Origin of the sequence: Agromyces sp. CF514, from assembly GCF_900113185.1 — a bacterium.
GTDB lineage: Bacteria > Actinomycetota > Actinomycetes > Actinomycetales > Microbacteriaceae > Agromyces.
On the sequence record NZ_FOZD01000002.1, the window covers coordinates 536,966 to 556,913 of the forward strand.

Annotated in this window: 11 protein-coding genes; 8 read left to right on the plus strand and 3 right to left on the minus strand. The window is 70.6% G+C overall.

Features of this window, described 5'->3' with window-relative positions; all coding sequences use genetic code 11:
* Nucleotides 1–49: 49 nt before the first annotated feature.
* From BM342_RS15245 to BM342_RS15255, 3 genes are read left to right on the plus strand one after another with little or no spacing between them, the layout of a single operon-like run.
* A complete protein-coding gene (locus tag BM342_RS15245) occupies nucleotides 50–811 on the plus strand; it encodes a LamB/YcsF family protein (protein WP_092968727.1) in 762 nt (253 codons plus the stop codon).
* Nucleotides 808–1,431, plus strand: a complete 624-nt coding sequence (locus tag BM342_RS15250; protein WP_092967668.1) for a 5-oxoprolinase subunit B family protein — start codon at nucleotides 808–810, stop codon at nucleotides 1,429–1,431. Before BM342_RS15245 ends, BM342_RS15250 begins: the two co-directional genes overlap by 4 nt.
* Entirely contained in the window at nucleotides 1,431–2,297 is an 867-nt protein-coding gene (locus BM342_RS15255; RefSeq protein WP_092967670.1) for a 5-oxoprolinase subunit C family protein, read from the plus strand. Before BM342_RS15250 ends, BM342_RS15255 begins: the two co-directional genes overlap by 1 nt.
* A gap of 54 nt (nucleotides 2,298–2,351) precedes the next feature.
* Here BM342_RS15255 and BM342_RS15260 read toward each other — a convergent pair whose 3' ends face one another.
* From BM342_RS15260 to BM342_RS15270, 3 genes are read right to left on the minus strand one after another with little or no spacing between them, the layout of a single operon-like run.
* Complete coding sequence (locus BM342_RS15260; RefSeq protein ID WP_092967672.1) at nucleotides 2,352–3,212, minus strand: spermidine synthase; 861 nt, start codon at nucleotides 3,210–3,212, stop codon at nucleotides 2,352–2,354.
* Nucleotides 3,213–3,268: 56 nt separating this feature from the next.
* The gene (locus BM342_RS15265) at nucleotides 3,269–4,024 is read right to left on the minus strand and encodes a spermidine synthase (protein WP_092967674.1); all 756 of its coding nucleotides are present in this window, start codon (nucleotides 4,022–4,024) and stop codon (nucleotides 3,269–3,271) included.
* A gap of 38 nt (nucleotides 4,025–4,062) precedes the next feature.
* Entirely contained in the window at nucleotides 4,063–4,941 is an 879-nt protein-coding gene (locus BM342_RS15270) for a hypothetical protein (RefSeq protein ID WP_092967676.1), read from the minus strand.
* 304 nt (nucleotides 4,942–5,245) lie between these two features.
* Here BM342_RS15270 and rpoB point away from each other — a divergent pair, with 304 nt between their 5' ends.
* From rpoB to BM342_RS15295, 5 genes are all read left to right on the plus strand, one after another.
* On the plus strand, nucleotides 5,246–8,734 hold the full coding sequence (gene rpoB, locus BM342_RS15275) for a DNA-directed RNA polymerase subunit beta (RefSeq protein WP_092967678.1): 3,489 nt from the start codon (nucleotides 5,246–5,248) through the stop codon (nucleotides 8,732–8,734).
* 43 nt (nucleotides 8,735–8,777) lie between these two features.
* The gene (gene rpoC, locus BM342_RS15280) at nucleotides 8,778–12,674 is read left to right on the plus strand and encodes a DNA-directed RNA polymerase subunit beta' (protein WP_092967680.1); all 3,897 of its coding nucleotides are present in this window, start codon (nucleotides 8,778–8,780) and stop codon (nucleotides 12,672–12,674) included.
* Between the two features lie 164 nt (nucleotides 12,675–12,838).
* Entirely contained in the window at nucleotides 12,839–14,023 is a 1,185-nt protein-coding gene (locus BM342_RS15285) for a hypothetical protein (protein WP_092967682.1), read from the plus strand.
* Nucleotides 14,024–14,184: 161 nt separating this feature from the next.
* Complete coding sequence (locus tag BM342_RS15290) at nucleotides 14,185–15,426, plus strand: RDD family protein (RefSeq protein ID WP_092967684.1); 1,242 nt, start codon at nucleotides 14,185–14,187, stop codon at nucleotides 15,424–15,426.
* 3 nt (nucleotides 15,427–15,429) lie between these two features.
* On the plus strand, nucleotides 15,430–19,941 hold the full coding sequence (locus BM342_RS15295) for an FtsK/SpoIIIE domain-containing protein (protein WP_092967686.1): 4,512 nt from the start codon (nucleotides 15,430–15,432) through the stop codon (nucleotides 19,939–19,941).
* The last annotated feature ends 7 nt before the right edge of the window (nucleotides 19,942–19,948 follow it).

The following is a 19,948-nucleotide window of genomic DNA, read 5'->3' on the forward strand; positions in this document are numbered from 1 at the left end:
CCTAGTCTGTGCCGCGCTCCGGGAGAACGGAACCGGCAGAATGGATCGCATGCAGCCGACGATCGACCTGAACAGCGACCTCGGCGAGAGCTTCGGGGCATGGCGCGTCGGCGACGACGACGCGATGTTCCGCGTGGTCACGAGCGCGAACGTGGCTTGCGGGTTCCATGCGGGCGACGCGCTCACGATGGCGCGCAGCACCGCGTCGGCCGCGCGCGAGGGCGTGACGCTCGGCGCGCATCCGGGCTACCGGGACCTCGCCGGGTTCGGTCGCCGTGCGCTCGACACGAGCCCAGCCGAGATCGCGGCCGAGCTGCTCGTGCAGCTCGGGGCGCTCGACGGCGTCGCCAGGGCCTCGGGCATCCGGGTGCGGTACGTGAAGGCGCACGGTGCGCTGTACCACCGGCTCGCGTCCGACGCGGCGGCCGCCCGCGCGTTCGCCGAGGCGGTCGCGGCGTACGACCCGACGCTGCCCGTGCTCGGCCCGCCGACGAGCGAGATCGAACGGGCGACGGATGCCGCGGGGCTGCGGTTCGCGCGAGAGGCCTTCGTCGACCGGGGCTACGCCGCCGACGGCTCGCTCGTGCCGCGCGGCGAACCCGGAGCCGTGATCGACGACCCCGCGGCCGCCGCGGAACGCGCGCTCGAGCTCGTCGAGACCGGAGGCATCCGCGCCGACGACGGCAGCCGGGTCGAGCTCGCGCCCGACTCGCTGTGCCTGCACGGCGACACCCCGGGCTCGGTGGCGATCGCTCGAGCGGTGCGCTCGGCCCTCGAGGGCGCCGGAGTCGCGATCGAGGCCTTCGCATGACCCGGCGCCTGCTGCCGAGCGGCGAGGCGGCGCTGCTCGTGGAGTGCGACTCGCTCGACGAGGTGCTCGCCCTGCACGACGCGCTCGAAGAGGCGCGGCCCGCCGGCGTCGTCGAGCTCGTGCCCGCCGCTCGCACGCTGCTCGTCGCGGTCGACCCAGAGCGCATGCCGCTCGAGTCCGCGGCGACCTGGGTGCGCCGCATCCCCGCCGAGGCGGGTTCCCGGCTCGCCGGCGCGCACGCCGAGGTCGTGCACATCCCCGTGTCCTACGACGGCGACGACCTCGCGAGCACGGCGGCGCTCCTCGACGTCTCGATCGAAGCGCTCGTCGCACAGCATTCGGGCATCGAGTGGAGGGTCGCGTTCGGCGGCTTCGCCCCCGGATTCGGGTACCTCGTGAGCGACGCGTGGCCGTTCGAGGTTCCGCGCCTCGAGGCGCCGCGGGCGCGCGTGCCCGCGGGGTCCGTGGCCGTCGCCGGAGCGTTCGGCGGCGTCTACCCCCGGCAGAGCCCAGGCGGCTGGCGGCTGCTCGGGCGCACCGACGCGACGCTGTGGAACCCGGCATCCGACGATCCGGCCGCGCTCGCGCCCGGCCGCCGGGTCAGGTTCGAGTCAGCCTGATGGTCGCGCCCACGCTCACCGTCGAGCAGCCGGGAGCCCTCGCCCTGCTCGAGGACCTGGGCCGACCCGGCCTCGCGCACCTCGGCGTCTCGTCGTCGGGTGCCCTCGACCGCGGCGCCCTCGCCCTCGCGAACCGTCTCGTCGGCAACCCCGCGTCGTCGGCCGGGCTCGAGGTCGTCATGGGCGGCCTCCGCGCCCGCTTCGACGCGGAGACGTGGTTCGCGGTCGCGGGCGCATGGGGCGAGCTGCGCCTCGACGGGCGCCGCATCGCGCCCTACACGGCCGTCCGTGCGCGGCCCGGCTCGGTGCTCGAACTCGGGATCGCGACGCGCGGCGTCCGATACGTGCTCGCCGTGCGCGGCGGCTTCGACGCCGCCCCCGTGCTCGGCTCGCGGTCGCGCGACACGCTCGCCGGGCTCGGACCGGCGCCCGTGCAGGCGGGCGATGCGCTGCGCATCGGCGCCGAGCCCGCGGCATCCGTCCCCCTGCTCGATCAGGAGGCCGCGTTCCCGCCGCGCGAGGGCGTCGTGACGCTGGGCCTGCTGCCGGGCCCGCGCGCCGACTGGTTCACGGATGCCGCGCACGCCCGCCTCTTCGACGGCGCCTGGCGCCTCTCGGAGCAGGCCGACCGCATCGGCGCGCGCCTGCTCGGCGACCCGCTCGAACGCCGAGTGCCCGGCGAGCTGCCGAGCGAGGCGACCGTGCCCGGATCGATGCAGGTCGCGGGCGACGGCCTGCCGACGATCCTGCTCGCCGACCGCCCGGTCACCGGCGGGTACCCCGTCATCGCGATCGTCGCGTCGGCCTCGCTCGACGCGCTCGCGCAGGTGCGGCCGGGGCAGGCAGTGCGGTTCCGGCACGCGTGAGGCGCGGCATCCGCTCGACCGGAGACCTGGGAGCGGATGCCGGCGGCCGGCGCGTCAGCGCTTGAGGAACACCGACCGGGCGGGTGGCGGCGAGGGCACCGCGGTCGCGTCGGTGACCGCGGGCGCCCCGGCGATGAAGCGGCGCAGCTCCTCGCCCTCGACGAGGCGCGCGGGGGCCGGATCGCTCGCGAGGCGTCGCGGCAGGCCCGCGAACGGCAGCTCCGCGTGCGACGCGTACATGACGACGTTGCCGAACCGGCGACCCTTCAGCATCGACGCGTCGGCCGCGATCGCGACGTGTTCGAACAGTTGCGACAGCGTCGCCGCCTGCGCCCTGGCGAACGCGAGCCCCGCACCGTCGGCGACGTTGGCCGCGACGATGCCGTGCGGGGCGAGCCGGCGCTCGAGCAGTTCGTAGAACTCGAGGCTCGTGACGTGCGCGGGCGTGCGTGCACCGGAGAAGATGTCGACGACGGCGAGGTCGACCGCGCCGTCCAGGCCGGCCGGGAGCTTCGCGAGCACCTCCCGGGCATCGCCGTGGCGCACGCGCACCTGCGCACCGCGCGGAAGCGGCAGGTACTCGCGCACGAGGTCGACCAGGTCGGACTCGAGCTCGACGACCTGCTGGCGCGAGCCCGGCCGGGTCGCCGCGACGTACCGGGGGAGGGTGAGCGCGCCGCCGCCGAGGTGCAGCGCGGTGATCGCCTCGCCTTCGGGGCGCACGAGGTCGATCGCGTGGCCGATGCGCCGCACGTACTCGAAGCCGAGCCAGTCTGGGCGGTCGAGCTCGACGTGCGACTGGGGCGTGCCGTCGACGATCAGGGTCCACGAACCCGGCACCTGGCGCGACTCCTCGAGCCGGGCGAGGTGGCCGCTGATCGAGAGGCGGCGTTCTGGCGAGAGGTCTTCGGGCACGTGGCCACGCTACCCCGCGCCCGTCGGGTCGTTCCCGCGCCGGAGCGGTCAGGCGTTCAGCAGGCGCCCCAGAGCGCGAAGTCGAGGTCGGCGCCGGCCAGGACGGTGGCGGGGAAGGGCCCGCCCGCCTCGAGCCGGGCGACGACCGACGCGGGCATCGGCCCGGATGCCGCGACGAGCACCGTGTTGCCCTCCTCGCTGCCGTCGACCACGTGAGCGTCGCCCGCCACGACGAGCGCGGCGCCCGGATCGGCCCTGGCGAACGCACGCGCCGAGGTCCGCAGCCTCGCGAGCCCCGCGGCATCCGCGATGTTGACCGCGACGACCCCGCCCTCGCGCAGCAGGCCGAGGCAGGAGGCGAGGAAGCCGTGGTCGTCGACGAACGCCGGCGCGTCGAGGTGCGTGTACACGTCGATGACGACGAGGTCGTACCGCTCGCCACGGTCGCTCGCTTCGCGCACGGCATCCGCCGCGTCGGCGATGCGCACCTCGATCCCCGATGCCGGCCAGGGCGCCTTCGCCCGCACGACCTCGATGAGCTCGGCGTCGTGGTCGACGACGATCTGCACCGAGCCCGGGCGCATCGCGTCGATGTAGCGGGGGAGCGTGAGCGCCCCGCCGCCGAGGTGCAGCACGGCGATCGGCGCGCCGGGCAGCGCGATCGCGTCGACGACGTGGCCGATGCGCCGGAGGTACTCGAAGAACAGCCTGGTGGGGTCTGAGAGGTCGACGTGCGACTGCGCGGAGCCGTCGACGAGCAGGGTCAACCCGTGCGGGCTGAACACGTCGGCCTCGAACTCGATGCGGGTCATGCAGGCATCGTCCCACGCACCGGCGGGCGGCGGCGGCTTCAGCCGCGGTCGGGGTCGATGCGCGCCTCGAATGCGTCGAGGGCGGCGCCGATCAGCGCCGCACGCTCGAGTCCGGTGCGTGCGGCCAGCTCGGCGATGCGCTGTTCGAGCGCGTCGGGGGCGGATGCCGCGGCCGGGCCGTCCGTCGCAGCAGGCGCGGCCTCGAGCACCGTCGCCGTCGCGGGCTGCTCGCGGATGAGGAGGGCGACCACCGGGAGCACGATGGTGCCGAGCGCGTCGACGATCGCGATCACGCCGAACCACCGCCAGTACGTCTCGCCCTCGTCGCCCGGGACATTCCAGTCGGTCAGCAGCGGGATCACCAGCATCACCGCGACGACCGCGATCGCCGCGAGCGTGATCCAGAGGGAGACGCGGACGGCTCGGCGACGCCGGCCCGAGAGCTGCAGGAGCAGGTTCGCATGCGCGAGGCTCACCGCGACGATCGACGTGATGCCGAACCATCGCCAGAGCTCGGCGGGCCATCCGCCGCCGTTGTCGTACCAGGGGGTCCAGATGAGCACCAGGCCGATGACGAGCACGACCGCGCTCGCCGCGAGTCCGACGAAGCCGACGACGCGGACGGGGCGTGCGAGGACGGTGAGGTGGCAGAGGGCGAGGATGCTCGCGCCCGCGATGAGGAGCGTCGTGCCGAGCACCCGGCCCTGCACCTCGCCGAAGTCGCCGCTCAGGAGCGTCACGATGCCCACGACGGCCGTGATCGACAGCGAGGCCACGAGCACCACGATCGCCGTTCGGCGGTAGCCCCGAAGGGTCTTCGCCGCAGGCGTCGCTCGCGGCGTCGGCGCGTCGATCGGCTCCTCGGCCGGTGCCGCGGGCGCTGCCGCGTCCGGTCGGTCGGGGGTGTTCGGGCTCACTCGGACCTCCTCGTCGATGGGGTCAGCATAGGGGCCTGATCAGCGGGTTTGCGCGTGCGCGACGTGCGCCGCGGCATCCGGAAGCTGGGTTATACCTGAGTCCGGCGAACAAATCAAGAATCAGCTGGACACGGCGGGTCGCAAAGTATATGGTTAACCTTTGCGCTCCCAGACCCACTATGCCTTCATATTGCGGTCGGCTTCGCATGTCGGGTTCATTCCCCGGCATCGGCACGCGTCTCGGGGCTTTTCTCACCGCTACCGACAGTGAACCGGCCCGACGGGGCCGATGGAGGTTATTCACTTGGCTGCTGCGCGCAACGCGACCACGCCCACTCCCAAGAACGGACGCGGTGCAAGCCGTCTCTCGTTCGCCAAGGTCACCGACACCCTCACCGTACCCGACCTGCTCGCCCTGCAGACCGAGTCCTTCGACTGGCTCGTCGGCAACGACGCATGGAAGGCACGTGTCGAGGAGGCCGTCGAGGCCGGCCGCAAGGACCTGCCCGAGGCGACCGGTCTTGAAGAGATCTTCGAGGAGATCTCCCCGATCGAGGACCTCGGCGAGACCATGCAGCTCTCGTTCACGAACCCCGAGCTCGAGCCGCCGAAGTACACGATCGACGAGTGCAAGGAGAAGGGCAAGACCTACTCCGCACCGCTCTACGTGAACGCCGAGTTCATGAACCACCTCACCGGCGAGATCAAGACGCAGACCGTCTTCATGGGCGACTTCCCGCTCATGACCGCGCGCGGCACGTTCGTCATCAACGGCACCGAGCGCGTCGTAGTCTCGCAGCTCGTGCGTTCGCCCGGCGTCTACTTCGAGCGCACCCCCGAGAAGACCTCCGACAAGGACATCTACTCGGCCCGCGTCATCCCGAGCCGTGGCGCATGGCTCGAGTTCGAGATCGACAAGCGCGACCAGGTCGGCGTGCGCATCGACCGCAAGCGCAAGCAGTCGGTCACGGTCTTCCTGAAGGCCCTCGGCCTCACGAGCGAGGAGATCCTCGAGCAGTTCGCCGGCTACGAGTCGATCGCCCTCACCCTCGAGAAGGACAACATCCTCACGAAGGAAGAGGCGCTCAAGGACATCTACCGCAAGCTCCGTCCGGGCGAGCAGGTCGCAGCCGAGGCCGCACGTGCGCTCCTCGACAACTTCTACTTCAACCCGAAGCGCTACGATCTCGCCAAGGTCGGCCGCTACAAGATCAACACCAAGCTCGGCCTCGAGGCTCCCCTCACCGACTCGGTGCTGACGGTCGAAGACATCGTCGCGACGATCAAGTACCTCGTCGCCCTGCACGACGAGCGCACCACGCTGCCCGGCCGTCGCAACGGCCAGGCGATCGAGCTGCGCCTCGACGTCGACGACATCGACAACTTCGGCAACCGTCGCATCCGCGCGGTCGGCGAGCTGATCCAGAACCAGGTCCGCACCGGCCTCTCGCGCATGGAGCGCGTCGTCCGCGAGCGCATGACCACGCAGGACATCGAGGCGATCACGCCCCAGACCCTGATCAACGTGCGACCCGTCGTCGCGGCGATCAAGGAGTTCTTCGGAACGTCGCAGCTGTCGCAGTTCATGGACCAGAACAACCCGCTCGCGGGCCTGACCCACAAGCGTCGCCTCTCGGCGCTCGGCCCCGGCGGTCTCTCGCGAGACCGCGCCGGCGTCGAGGTCCGTGACGTCCACCCCTCGCACTACGGCCGCATGTGCCCGATCGAGACCCCTGAAGGCCCGAACATCGGCCTGATCGGCTCGCTCGCGTCGTTCGCGCGCATCAACTCGTTCGGTTTCATCGAGACGCCGTACCGCAAGGTCGTCGGCGGCAAGGTCACCGACGAGATCGAGTACCTCACCGCCATGGAGGAGAACGGCGTCGTCGTCGCACAGGCGAACGCACCGCTCAAGTCCGACGGGCACTTCTCCGAGGAGCGCGTGCTCGCACGTGAGGCCGGCGGCGAGGTCGACATGGTCCCCGCCGACGAGATCAGCTACATGGACGTCTCGCCGCGCCAGATGGTGTCGGTCGGCACCTCGCTCATCCCCTTCCTCGAGCACGACGACGCGAACCGCGCCCTCATGGGTGCGAACATGCAGCGTCAGGCCGTGCCGCTGCTCCGCAGCGACTCGCCGTTCGTCGGCACCGGCATGGAGGGCTACGCGGCCATCGACGCCGGTGACGTGGTCACCGCCGACAAGCCCGGTGTCGTCACCGAGGTCTCGGCCGACTCGGTCACCGTGCAGCTCGACGAGGGCGGCACGCAGACCTACTGGCTGCGCAAGTTCGACCGCTCCAACCAGGGCACGTCGTACAACAACCGCGTCATCGTGACCGCGGGCGAGCGCATCGAGGCCGGCGAGGTCATCGCCGACGGTCCCGCGACCGACAACGGCGAGCTCGCGCTCGGCAAGAACCTGCTCGTGGCGTTCATGCCGTGGGAGGGCCACAACTTCGAAGACGCGATCATCCTCAGCCAGAACCTGGTGAAGGACGACGTGCTCTCCTCGATCCACATCGAGGAGTACGAGGTCGACGCCCGCGACACGAAGCTCGGCAAGGAGGAGATCACGCGTGACCTCCCCAACGTCAGCCCCGACCTGCTCTCCGACCTCGACGAGCGCGGCATCATCCGCATCGGCGCCGAGGTCCGCCCCGGCGACATCCTCGTCGGCAAGGTCACGCCGAAGGGCGAGACCGAGCTGTCGGCAGAGGAGCGACTCCTCCGCGCGATCTTCAACGAGAAGAGCCGCGAGGTCCGCGACACGTCCCTGAAGGTGCCTCACGGCGAGCAGGGCACGATCATCGCGGTCAAGGAGTTCTCGGCCGAGAACGACGACGAGCTCGGCTCGGGCGTCAACCAGCGCGTGGTCGTCTACATCGCCCAGAAGCGCAAGATCACCGAGGGCGACAAGCTCGCCGGCCGCCACGGCAACAAGGGCGTCATCTCGAAGATCCTGCCGGTCGAGGACATGCCGTTCCTCGCCGACGGCACCCCCGTCGACGTGATCCTCAACCCGCTCGGCATCCCGGGCCGAATGAACTTCGGCCAGGTGCTCGAGACCCACCTCGGATGGGTCGCCAAGCAGGGCTGGAAGGTCGAGGGCAACCCGGCCTGGGCCAAGAAGCTCCCGAAGGACGCGCACGAGGCCGCGCCCGGCACCAAGGTCGCGACCCCCGTCTTCGACGGCGCCCTCGAAGAGGAGATCGCGGGTCTGCTCGACTCGACGCTCCCCAACCGCGACGGCGAGCGCCTCATCGACTCGAGCGGCAAGACGCAGCTCTTCGACGGCCGCTCGGGCGAGCCCTTCCCGTACCCGGTCTCGGTCGGCTACATGTACATCCTGAAGCTGCACCACCTCGTCGACGACAAGATCCACGCGCGTTCGACGGGCCCGTACTCGATGATCACCCAGCAGCCGCTCGGTGGTAAGGCGCAGTTCGGTGGACAGCGATTCGGTGAGATGGAGGTGTGGGCCCTCGAGGCCTACGGCGCCGCATACGCGCTCCAGGAGCTCCTCACGATCAAGTCCGACGACATCCTCGGCCGCGTCAAGGTGTACGAGGCGATCGTCAAGGGCGAGAACATCCAGGAGCCCGGCATCCCCGAGTCCTTCAAGGTGCTCATGAAGGAGATGCAGTCGCTCTGCCTGAACGTCGAGGTCCTCTCGGCCGACGGCACCGCGGTCTCGCTCCGCGACACCGACGACGAGGCCTTCCGCGCAGCGGAAGAGCTCGGCATCAACATCTCCGCGCGCTTCGAGTCGTCGAACATCGACGAGATCTAAGCCTGGCCAGTAGACGACTACAGAGACTTTCCAAGGAGAGAAATTGCTCGACGCAACCACATTTGACGAGCTTCGCATTGGCCTCGCGACCGCAGACGACATCCGCAAGTGGTCCTACGGTGAGGTCAAGAAGCCCGAGACCATCAACTACCGCACCCTGAAGCCCGAGAAGGACGGTCTGTTCGGTGAGCAGATCTTCGGACCGAGCCGCGACTGGGAGTGCGCGTGCGGCAAGTACAAGCGCGTGCGCTTCAAGGGCATCGTGTGCGAGCGCTGCGGCGTGGAGGTCACCAAGTCCTCCGTCCGTCGTGAGCGCATGGGCCACATCGAGCTCGCCGCTCCCGTGACCCACATCTGGTACTTCAAGGGCGTCCCCTCGCGCCTCGGCTACCTGCTCGACATGGCGCCGAAGGACCTCGAGAAGGTCATCTACTTCGCGGCCTACATGGTCATCGACGTCGACGACGAGGGTCGTCACGCCGACATGCCCGGCCTCGAGAACGAGATCCGTCTCGAGATCAAGACCATCGGCGACCAGCGCGATGCCCGCATCGCGACGCTCATGGCCCGCAAGGAGGAGGAGCTCGCAGCCCTCGAGGCCGACGGCGCCAAGTCCGACGTGCGCAAGCGCGCCGAGGCGGCCGCCGACAAGGAGATGGCCGGCGTGCGCAAGTCCGCCGACGAGCAGGTCGCGCACCTCGAGCGCGTGTGGGAGGACTTCCGCACCCTCAAGGTCGGCGACCTCAAGCCTGAAGACGCCGTGTTCCACGAGCTCCAGGACCGCTACAGCATGTACTTCACCGCCTTCATGGGCGCTGAGGCCATCAAGAAGCGCCTCCTCGCGTTCGACCTGGCCGCCGAGGCCGAGGACCTGCGCCTGCAGATCGCCGAGGGCAAGGGTCAGAAGAAGATCCGCGCCATCAAGCGACTGCGCGTCGTGAGCTCCTTCCTGCAGACGGGCAACTCCCCGGCTGCGATGGTGCTCGACGTGGTTCCGGTGATCCCGCCGGAGCTGCGCCCGATGGTGCAGCTCGACGGTGGCCGCTTCGCGACCTCCGACCTCAACGACCTCTACCGTCGTGTGATCAACCGCAACAACCGACTTCGTCGTCTGCTCGACCTCGGCGCCCCCGAGATCATCGTCAACAACGAGAAGCGGATGCTGCAGGAGGCCGTCGACGCGCTGTTCGACAACGGTCGTCGCGGCCGCCCGGTCACCGGTACTGGCAACCGCGCCCTCAAGTCCCTGAGCGACATGCTCAAGGGCAAGCAGGGTCGCTTCCGTCAGAACCTGCTCGGCAAGCGCGTCGACTACTCGGGCCGTTCGGTCATCGTCGTCGGCCCGCAGCTGAAGCTGCACCAGTGCGGTCTGCCCAAGCAGATGGCGCTCGAGCTCTTCAAGCCGTTCGTGATCAAGCGCCTGATCGACCTGAGCCACGCTCAGAACATCAAGGCCGCAAAGCGCATGGTCGAGCGTTCGAACCCGCACGTGTGGGACGTGCTCGAGGAGATCATCCGCGAGCGTCCCGTGCTGCTGAACCGTGCACCCACGCTGCACCGTCTCGGCATCCAGGCGTTCGAGCCGCAGCTCGTCGAGGGCAAGGCCATCCAGCTCCACCCGCTCGTCTGCGCGGCGTTCAACGCCGACTTCGACGGCGACCAGATGGCCGTGCACCTGCCGCTCTCGGTCGAGGCCCAGGCCGAGGCGCGCATCCTGATGCTCGCGTCGAACAACATCCTGAAGCCGTCCGACGGCCGTCCGGTGACCCTGCCCACGCAGGACATGATCATCGGTCTGCACCACCTGACGACCGAGAAGCCGGGCGCGGCAGGCGAGGGCCGTGCGTTCTCGTCGATTTCCGAGGCGATCCTCGCGTTCGACCAGAACAAGCCGGGCGACATCGCGCTCGACCTCAACGCGAAGGTGCGCATCCGTCTCGACGGCGTGCACTTCGCCGAGGGCGAGGCTCCCGAGAACTTCGTCGAGGGCAAGCCGTACCTCATCGAGACCACGCTCGGCCGTGCGCTCTTCAACGAGGCGCTTCCGGTGGACTACCCGTTCTTCAACGAGCAGGCCGGCAAGGGCCAGATCTCGGCGATCGTCAACGACCTCGCCGAGCGCTACCCGAAGACCGAGGTGGCTGCGACCCTCGACCGGATCAAGGACGCCGGCTTCCGCTGGGCGACCCGTTCCGGCGTGACCGTCGCGCTCTCCGACATCCTGACGCCGCCCAACAAGGGCGAGATCGTCTCGAAGTACGAGAAGCTCGCCACGAAGGTGCAGTCGCAGTTCGAGAAGGGTCTCACGACCGACCTCGAGCGTCGTCAGGAGCTCATCCAGATCTGGACCAAGGCCACCGACGAGGTCGCCAAGGCCATGCAGGAGAACTTCCCGACCGACAACACCATCAACCGCATGGTCACGTCGGGCGCCCGTGGTAACTGGCTCCAGGTTCGCAACATCGCCGGTATGCGCGGTCTCGTGAACAACCCGAAGGGTGAGATCATCCCGCGCCCGATCATCTCCTCGTACCGCGAGGGGCTGTCGGTGGCGGAGTACTTCATCGCGACGCACGGTGCCCGCAAGGGTCTGGCCGACACGGCCCTCCGTACCGCCGACTCGGGTTACCTCACGCGTCGTCTCGTCGACGTCTCGCAGGATGTCATCATCCGCGAGGAGGACTGCGGCACCGGCAAGGGCCTCGAGCTCCCGATCGGCACGGTCGACGCCGCGGGCGAGCTCGTGCGCGACCCCAACGTCGAGAACTCGGTCTTCGCCCGTTCGCTCGCGGCAGACGCCGTGAACGACAAGGGCGAGGTCGTCGCCGAGGCCGGCGAAGACGTGGGCGACGTGCTCATCGACAAGCTCATCGCAGCGGGCGTCGGAACCATCAAGGTCCGCTCCGTCCTCACCTGCGAGTCGGCCGTCGGTGTCTGCGCGAAGTGCTACGGCCGTTCGCTCGCGACCGGCAAGCTCGTCGACATCGGCGAGGCCGTCGGCATCATCGCGGCCCAGTCGATCGGCGAGCCCGGTACGCAGCTCACCATGCGTACCTTCCACACCGGTGGTTCGGCCTCGGCCGACGACATCACGCAGGGTCTTCCCCGCGTGCAGGAGCTCTTCGAGGCCCGCACCCCCAAGGGTGCGTCGCCGATCGTCGAGGCCGCGGGTCGCATCACGATCGACGAGACCGACCGTCAGCGCAAGGTCATCCTCACGCCCGACAACGGCGACGAGCCGATCGCGTACAACGTGCTCAAGCGTTCGACCCTCCTGGTCGAAGACGGACAGCACGTCGAGCTCGGCCAGCAGCTGATCGTCGGCGCCGTCGACCCCAAGGAGGTCCTCCGGGTCAAGGGCGTGCGCGAGGTGCAGAAGCACCTCGTCAACGGCGTGCAGGACGTCTACCGTTCGCAGGGCGTGCCGATCCACGACAAGCACATCGAGGTCATCGTGCGCCAGATGCTGCGCAAGGTCACCGTCGTCGACCACGGCGACACCGACCTGCTTCCGGGTGAGCTGGTCGACCGGTCGAAGTACCAGGAGATCAACCGCGCCACGATCACCGAGGGCAAGAAGACCGCCTCGGCTCGTCAGGAGGTCATGGGTATCACCAAGGCCTCGCTCGCGACCGAGTCGTGGCTGTCGGCCGCGTCCTTCCAGGAGACGACCCGCGTGCTCACGCAGGCCGCCATGGAGGGCAAGTCCGACCCGCTGGTCGGCCTCAAGGAGAACGTGATCATCGGAAAGCTGATCCCCGCTGGCACCGGTCTGAACAAGTACCGGAACGTCGCGGTCGAGGCCACCGACGAGGCGAAGGCGGAGCGCTACCCGAACCGCATCTTCACCGACGACGCGGCCTTCACCGAGGGCGACCTGAGCTTCGTCGACTTCGACGCGTTCTCGAACGACGACTTCACGCCCGGCAACTACAGCTAGGCGCGAATCGCTCCACGAACGGCCCCCGATCCCCTGCGGATCGGGGGCCGTTCGGCGATTCGGACTTCCACGAAATGCACCGCGCGCGCTCCCGGGTTCGCGCGGTGCTCGTTGTTAGCATGAGCCAACGACCGCGGGTGCGTGGCGCCCGGAAGGAGCGCATCATGAGCGACACGACGAAGGGCCCAGACGAGACGGGTGCCGCCGCGTCCGACGAGGCCGATGTGAACGTGCCCGATGGCGAGGCTGCCGCCGACGCTCCCGTCGAAGACGAGCCGACCACGGATGCCGCGGGCGAGGCGCCCGTGGCGGACGAGCCGATCGCGGAGCCCGAGCCCGAGCCGGCGCTCCCTGCGGCCACGGCCGCGGACGACGTGCCCGTGCCCGCCGCGGCTCCCGTCGCACCGCCCGCACCGCCTGCGCCGCCTGCGCCGCCTGCGCCCGAGCCCGTCGCGCCGGAGCCGCCCGTCGATGCGGAGGCGGCCCGCACGGCCCGGCTCGACGAGGCCGTCGAGCGCGCGAACGCCGGCACCGCGACATCCGCCGGCTCCGACTCCGACGACTTCGACCCGAGCCTGTACGAGGCGGCACCCTCCGTGACCCCGTCGGAGCCCGTGCACGAGCACGACGCGACGGCCGAGCCGTTGCCCGAGCCGATCGCGGCGGGCAGCGTGCGCCGCGAGACGTACGTGCCGCCGGAGCCGGCCGCCGTCGCCGCCGCGGCCGGTGCCGCGACCCTCGCGCCCGAGCCGCAGTACGCGCCGGCGGCGGTTCCCCAGACCGTCTACGTGCAGGCGCCGACCCCGCCGAAGAACGCGGGCAACCGCGGGTTCGGGGTGCTGGTCGCGGCGATCGGCGCGGTCGCGTTCGCGTTGCTCTACGCAGGGGTGACCTACCTGCTGCTGCTCGGCCGCGGCGACCAGTCGGCCGCGACCGAGGAGTTCCTGAAGTTCCTCGGCGGGCCGTACTGGGCGCTGTTCTGGGTGCCCACGATCGCCGTCTTTGTGGGTTTCGCGCTGCTCGCCGCGATCATCAACCGCGGGCCCTGGTGGACGTATGCGGTCTTCGGCCTGCTCGTGGGCGTGCTGGTCTACTTCTCGTACATCGGCGCGTCGCTGCTCGCCGTGCAGGCGTGGACCCTCACGTTCGCCGAGGCCCAGAAGTTCATCGGCGACCGCTGGCTCGACCCGTTCGCGATCGTCGCGGGCGTCATCGCACGCGAGATCCCGATCTGGTTCGGCGGATGGATCGCCGCACGCGGCCGCACCGTGACCGAACGCAACCGGCTCGCGCTCGAGGCCTACGACCGCGAGCTCGCCGCGGGTCCGCGACCCGTCGTCACCGGCTGAGGAGGATGCGGCGGCGCCGGGTCGTGCACAGGGTGCACCCCCGGCGCCGACACTCGTTTAGGGTTGTGCGGAGACGGACGCCGCCATGGTGACCACTCCCCATCGACAGCACCCGCCTGATCGGGTTTGCTGACTCGTTGACCCTGCGCACGAGGAGCCCTGTGAGCATCACGATGCACGTCGACGACGAGCCCACGCCCGGACTCGGCGCCGACGGACGACCCGATCCCGCCTACGCGGCCGCCCTCGGCCTGATCCCGGCACCGAGCGGGCGCCGGGCGGCGGCGTTCGCGCTCGACGCCGCGATCTGGGTCGTGCTCGCCCTGCCGACGGTGTTCGGGGTCGTCGCACTGGCGAACGCGCTCGTCGCCGCCGGAGCCTCGTCGGCGACCGATCTCGCGGCGCTCGGGCCGGGCGAGCTCGCCGGGCCGTTCATCGCGATCGCCGTCGGGCAGGCCCTCACGGGCGTCTTCGGAGTCGTGCAGCTGGTCACGCACGGGTTGCGCGGCGTCACGGTCGGCAAGGCCTCGTTCGGCGTCCGCTCGGTCAGCGTGGTCGACTTCGGCAAGGCCGGGTTCTGGCGCATCGTGCTCCGTGCCCTCGTGCTCTGGGCGAGCTGGGTCGTGCTGCTCGTCATCGGCCCGGCGCTCATGTTCCTCTCTGGCAACTGGGATCCCGAGCAGCGGGGGCGCTCCTGGCTCGACCGCATCGGCCGCTGCTACGCGGTCGACAGCCGACGCGGTCTCGACCCGTTCGACGCGAAGGCGATCCGCCACGCGCGCCGACTCCTCGCCTCCTCGCCCGACGCGGGCGCTGCGAAGCCGCCGTCGCTCGCCAGCGACCGGCCCGCCGGCGAGTTCCTCATCCCCTCGCAGCGCTCGAGCTCTGGCGTGGTCTCGGCCGGCGGTTCCGTCGAGACCGGGCAGTGGACCCCGCCGCCCGTCGGTACGACGGCACCGCCCGTGCAGACCGTGCCCCTGCCGCCCACGGCGCCCGCACCGGCCGCCGCACCGGCGCCCGCGCCGGCCGCTCCTCGGCCTTCCGATTCCGTCCCGGCGCCGGCATCCGACCGCATCGTGCTCGTCTTCGACGACGGCACGCGCGTCGCCCCGGCCGAGTACGGCCTGATCGGCCGTGCGCCAGGCGGAGGCTCAGGCGACGGCGCCCAGCTCGTGCCGCTCGCCGACCCGTCGATGCTGATCTCGAAGGTGCACGCCGAGTTCGGCGTCGACGCCTCGGGCTTCTGGATCGCCGACCGCGGCTCCACGAACGGCACCGACGTGCGGCATCCCGACGGTCGGGACGAGACGCTGCCCGGCGGCGTGCGCACCCCGCTCGCCGTCGGCAGCGTGGTCGCGGTCGGCGGCCGCAGCTTCACGATCGCACGCGAATCCGGAAGGTAGGGCATGAAGCTCAAAGTCGGACTCCGGCGCCAGCAGGGGGCGCCCGTCGACCTCGTCATCACGACGGATGCCACCGCCACCGTCGGCGACGTCGCCACCGCGATCGCGCACAACGACCCGGCTTCTGCCGGACTGCGCGGTGCGACGGGCCTCAGCCTCGCGGTCGCGCCGCCGACCTCGAGCGAGCCGATCGTGCTCGACCCGCAGGTGCTCATCGGCGATGCCGCGATCGGCTCCGGCTTCAACGCGGCGGTCGTCGCCGGCCATGCCGCGGGTTCGCAGGGCGGACAGCCAGGGGTCGGCGCCGTGCTGCGCGTGCACAACGGTCCCGACGCCGGCCGCGACTACCCGCTGCCGCGAGGTGCGAGCATCATCGGCCGCGCCGCAGGGGCGGACATCGTGCTGGTCGACGCGCTCGCCTCCAAGCGCCACGCGCGCGTCGAGGTCGACCAGTCCTCGATCGAGCTCGTCGACCTGAACTCGGCCAACGGGCTCGTCGTCGACGGCGGTCTCGTGCAGCGCGTCCGCGTGATCCCCGGCCAGAAGATCACGATCGGCGACACCGACATCTCCTTCTCGCTCGTCGCCCCGAGCGACGCCGCCCCAGCGGCCGACCCGGTGCTCGAACGCGGCGGGTCGCTCATGTTCAACCGTTCGCCGCGCGTCGAGGAGCGCTACCCGGGCACCGAGCACCGGCATCCGACCGTTCCGAACGAGTCCGAGCCACGCCTGTTCCCGTGGCCCATGATCGTCGCGCCCGTCATGCTCGGCTTCGCGATGTACGTCATCACCGGGCGCGCGACATCGCTCATCATCGTCGCCATGTCACCGCTCATGATGCTCGGCAACTTCATCGGCCAGCGCACCCAGCAGGGCAAGAAGCTGCGGCTCGAGATCGACACGTTCGAGACGCAGATCGAGGACCTCGAGGAGAGGCTCGCGAAGGAGACCGTGGTCGAGCGTGCGCGACGCCATGAGGAGTCGCCCGCAGTCGCCTCCGTCTACGAACAGGCCATGCGCCTCGGCCCGCTGCTCTGGACCCGTCGCCCCGAGCACTGGAACTTCCTCGCGCTGCGACTCGGCGTCGGGCGTGCCCGCAGCCGCAACACGGTCGCGCAGTCCAACGAGCTCAAGGGCATCGCCCGGTTCGCGCGCCAGGTCGACGTGCTGCGCGACCGGCACGAGTTCATCGACGACGTCCCGCTCGTCGAGATGCTGCCGAGCTCGGGCGCCATCGGCATCGCAGGCCCCCGTCATCTCGCGGCCGACGTGCTGCGCGGCCTCGGAGTGCAGCTGTTCGGCCTGCACGCGCCGAACGAACTCATCACCGCGGCGATCGTCGACCCCGCGTGGGCGCGTGAGATCGAGTGGATGAAGTGGCTCCCGCACACCACGAGCCCGAAGTCGCCGTTCGCCGACCTCGCCCTCGCCGACAGCCAATCCGCGGGCACCGCCCTGCTCAATGCGCTCGAAGAGACGATCCTCGGGCGGCTCTCGGGCACCGCGAGCCGCCGCGGGCCGCTCAGCACCGACGACTCGACCATGTCGCTCGGCGCCCGTGTCGGCGGCTCGGGCGGCTCGCCGGGCGATCTCGACGGCGACCTCGCCCTCGTGCTCATCGTCACCAACGACGCCCCCGTCGACCGGCCCCGCCTCACCCAGGTCATCGAGCGCGGTGCGGATGCCGGCATCTTCACGATCTTCCTCGCGCCCACCGTCGAGTCGCTGCCCGCCGCGTGCCGCACGTTCATCGACGCGACCGACGGACTCGAGCACGCCCGCGTCGGCTACGTGCGCGCGGGCGAGGACTATCGCGAGGCGGTCATCGAGGGCGTCTCGAACCAGTACGCAGAGGTCTTCGCGAAGCGGCTCGCGCCCGTCGTCGACTCGAGCTCGGTCACCGCCGACTCGACCGACCTGCCGCGCAGCGTCTCGCTGCTGCGCCTGCTCGGCACCGACCTCGCGGCGCAGCCCTCGACCGCGGTCGAGCGCTGGCGGCAGAACAACTCGATCCTCGACCGCACGCGCGGCACCCGACCGCGCCTGAAGCGCGCCGGCACGCTCAAGGCCTTCATCGGCCAAGGCAGTCCCGACGCGATGTCGCTCGACCTGCGCACCCAGGGTCCGCACGCGCTCGTCGGCGGCACCACGGGTTCGGGCAAGTCCGAGTTCCTGCAGGCGTGGGTGCTCGGCATGGCCGCCGAGTACAGCCCCGACCGGGTCACGTTCCTCTTCGTCGACTACAAGGGCGGGTCCGCGTTCGCCGACTGCGTCGAGCTGCCGCACTGCGTCGGGCTCGTGACCGACCTGAGCCCCCACCTCGTCCGCCGCGCGCTCACGAGCCTCCGGGCCGAGCTGCACCACCGCGAGCACCTGTTCAACCGCAAGAAGGCGAAGGACCTCCTCGAGCTCGAGAAGCGCCAGGATCCCGAGACGCCCCCGGCGCTCGTGCTCGTCATCGACGAGTTCGCGGCCCTCGCGGGCGAGGTGCCCGAGTTCGTCGACGGCGTCGTCGACATCGCGCAGCGCGGTCGCTCGCTCGGCATCCACCTGATCATGGCCACCCAGCGGCCCGCCGGCGTCATCAAGGACAACCTGCGCGCCAACACGAACCTCAGGGTCGCGCTGCGCATGGCGGATGTCTCCGACTCGAACGACGTCGTCGGCGACCCCGTCGCGGGCACGTTCGATCCCTCGATCCCGGGTCGCGGCATCGCCAAGACCGGGCCAGGGCGACTCGTGCCGTTCCAGTCCGGCTACGCCGGCGGATGGACGAGCGAGGCGCCGGAGGTCGCGCAGGCGAAGGTCGCCGAACTCCGGTTCGGCGGCGCGATCGTGTGGGAGGGCGAGGCCGAGGGCGAGTCCGACACCCACGATGAGGACCTCGGCCCGAACGACCAGAAGCGGCTCGTGAAGAACCTCATCGCCGCGGCGTCCGAGGCTCGGATCCCGGCTCCTCGCCGGCCGTGGCTCGACGACCTGGCGACCACCGTCGACCTGCGCGCGCTGCCGCAGGACGGCGACTCCCGGATCCCGCTCGGCCTCGCCGACATCCCCGAGCGCCAGCTCCAGGAGCCGATGTACTTCACGCCCGACACCGACGGCCACATGCTCGTCTACGGCACGAGCGGTGCCGGCAAGTCCACCGCACTGCGCTCGATCGCGATCGCCGTCGGTGCGCGGCCCGACCTGTCGCGCGCAGTGGTCTACGGCCTCGACTTCGGCACCGGATCCCTGCGCGCGATCGAGGACCTGCCGCACGTCGGCTCGATCGTGCCCGGCGACGACGCCGAGCGCGTGCAGCGGCTGCTCCGCAACATCCGATCGGTGCTCGATGAACGCGCCAAGCGGTTCTCGGCCGTGAACGCTGCGACACTCTCCGAGTACCGGGCCATCACGGGCCGCACCGACGAGTCGCGCATCCTGCTGCTCATCGACGGCTTCGGCACCTTCAAGCAGGAGTGGGAGACCACGTCGGCGCGTTCGCCGTTCTACGCGATCTTCATGCGACTGCTCGGCGAGGGGCGCCCGCTCGGCATCCACGCCATCGTCACGGCCGACCGCTACGGCGCCGTGCCGACCGCGGTCAGCGCGAACGTGTCCAAGCGCATCATCCTGCGGATGTCGGATGACGGCGCGTACGCGATCCTCGGTGCCCCGAAAGACGTGCTCAACGAGCGCAGCGCCCCGGGGCGCGCCATCGTCGACGGGTTCGAGACGCAGATCGCGGCCATCGGCGGCACCGCGAACGTCGCCGAGCAGACGAGCGCCATGCAGGAGTTCGCGGCAGCGCTCCGCGCACGCGGAGCCGTCGAGGCGTCCGAGATCGGCGCGCTGCCGACTTCGCTGGTGCCGACCGAACTGCCCGACCAGGTCGACGGGCAACCCGTCATCGGCGTCTCCGACGACCTGCTCGGTCCCAAGGGCTTCGAGCCGATCGGCACGTTCGTGATCGCCGGACCGCCGAAGAGCGGCAAGTCGAACGCGCTGCGCGCGCTCGTGACGTCGATGCGGCGGTTCGACCCGGCGGCCGAGCTGTTCCACTTCGGCGGACGCCGGGCGGTGCTGCGCGAGTTCGCGCCGTGGCGGCGTTCGGCGACGAACATCGAAGACGCCAGGGCGCTCGCGAAGGAACTCGTGGGCATCGTCGGCGACGAGTCGATCCCCGGCCGCATCATGATCGTCGTCGAGAACGTCACCGAGTTCGGCGACACCGACGCCGAGCGCCCCCTCAAGGAGCTGTTCCAGGCGATCAACCGCAGCGACCACTTCCTCGTCGGCGACGGGGACGTGTCGCAGCTCAGCTCGGGGTACGGCCTCGTGGGCGAGCTCAAGGCCGGTCGTCGCGGCATCGCGCTCCGCCCCGAGACCTACGACGGTGACTCGCTGTTCAAGGTGCCCTTCCCGAAGGTCGCCCGCCACGAGTACCCGGAGGGCCGTGGCATCTTCGTCGAGAACGGCGCATTCGTGACCGTGCAGCTGCCGCTCGTGGGCGAGCAGCCGCTCGGTGGGTAGTCCTCCC